This window comes from Rhizobium sp. WYCCWR 11152 (assembly GCF_013087615.1).
Lineage (GTDB): Bacteria > Pseudomonadota > Alphaproteobacteria > Rhizobiales > Rhizobiaceae > Rhizobium > Rhizobium indicum.
Genome location: NZ_JABFCP010000036.1, coordinates 1 through 1,646 on the forward strand (window position 1 = coordinate 1; position 1,646 = coordinate 1,646).

A 1,646-nucleotide genomic window follows, 5' to 3' on the forward strand; every position below is an offset into this window, starting at 1 on the left:
GCAGGTGCCGATAGCTTGATCGGCGGTGCGGGCGACGACACCTATATCGTCGACAATGCCGGCGACAGTGTTGCCGAAAACGCCGCCGCGGGAACCGACACGGTCAAGACCGTGCTGGCAAGCTATACGCTTGCCGCCAATGTCGAAAACCTCACCTATATCGGAACGGCAGCCTTTGCCGGGACCGGGAACGATCTCGACAATGTAATCACAGGGGCGGCTGCCATCGATACGCTGTCAGGCGGCGACGGCAACGACACGCTGAATGGCGGGGCAGGTGCCGATAGCTTGATCGGCGGTGCGGGCGACGACACCTATATCGTCGACAATGCCGGCGACAGCGTTGCCGAGAACGCCGCTGCGGGAACCGACACGGTTCGCACGATACTGGCCGCCTACACACTGGGAGCCAATGTCGAGAACCTCACCTATATCGGAACGGCAGCCTTTGCCGGGACAGGCAATAGCCTTGCCAACACGATCACTGGTGGTGTCGGCAACGACACCCTGAATGGCGGGGCAGGTGCCGATAGCTTGATCGGCGGAGCGGGCAGCGACATCTATATCATCGATGATCTGGCCGACGTGGTCACCGAAGGGGTGAATGAAGGAACCGATCTGATCAGGACGGTGCTTTTTTCCTATGCCTTGACCAACATTGCCAATGTCGAAAACCTGGCTTTCATCGGCGCCGGCGATTTTATCGGCACCGGCAATGCGCTCGCCAACACGATCATCGGCGGCGCTGGCAACGATCTGCTGGACGGCGGCGCCGGCAATGACACGCTGAACGGCGGTGCGGGCAACGACATCTATGTGGTCGACAGTGCGAGCGACGTCGTCACCGAGTTGGCCAGTGCCGGCACCGACGAAATCCGCACGTCGCTTGCGACCTACTCGATCGCTGCACTGATCAATGTCGAGAACCTGAGCTACACGGGATCGGCCAGCTTCACTGGCACCGGCAATGCGCTCGCCAACACCATCACCGGCGGCGCCGGCAACGATGTGCTGAATGGCGGGGCAGGCGCCGATACGCTGATCGGCGGTGCGGGCGACGACACCTATATCGTCGACAATGCCGGCGACAGCGTTGCCGAGAACGCGGCCGCGGGAACCGACACGGTTCGCACGACCGTGGCAAGCTATACGCTTGGCGCCAATGTCGAGAACCTCACCTATATCGGAGCGGCAGCCTTTGCCGGCACGGGCAACGCGCTGAACAATGTCCTGACCGGAGGGGCAGCTGCGGACAATCTCAGCGGTGGCGTCGGCAACGACACATTGATTGGTGGTGCTGGTTCCGACACGATGTCAGGCGGGACGGGTGACGACCTTTATGTCGTCGATATTGCGACCGACCTTGTGATCGAGAATGCGAACGAGGGGACAGACACGGTCCAGACGGCGCTTGCCAGCCATACGATCGGCAACAATGTCGAGAACCTCACCTACACGGGATCGGCCAACTTCACCGGCACCGGCAATGCGCTCGCCAACACGATCACCGGCGGCGCCGGCAACGACATACTGGACGGTGGCGTCGGCGCCGATACCTTGATCGGTGGGGCAGGCAACGACACCTACATCGTCGACAATGCCGTCGATATCGTCGCCGAGAATGCTGACGCGGGGACCGACACGGT

General features: G+C 61.7%; 1 protein-coding gene. It reads left to right on the forward strand.

Annotated features, from left to right (window positions below; genetic code table 11):
- A partial coding sequence (locus tag G9X67_RS34375; RefSeq protein WP_171600749.1) for a calcium-binding protein occupies positions 1 to 1,646 on the forward strand: 1,646 nt, incomplete at both ends.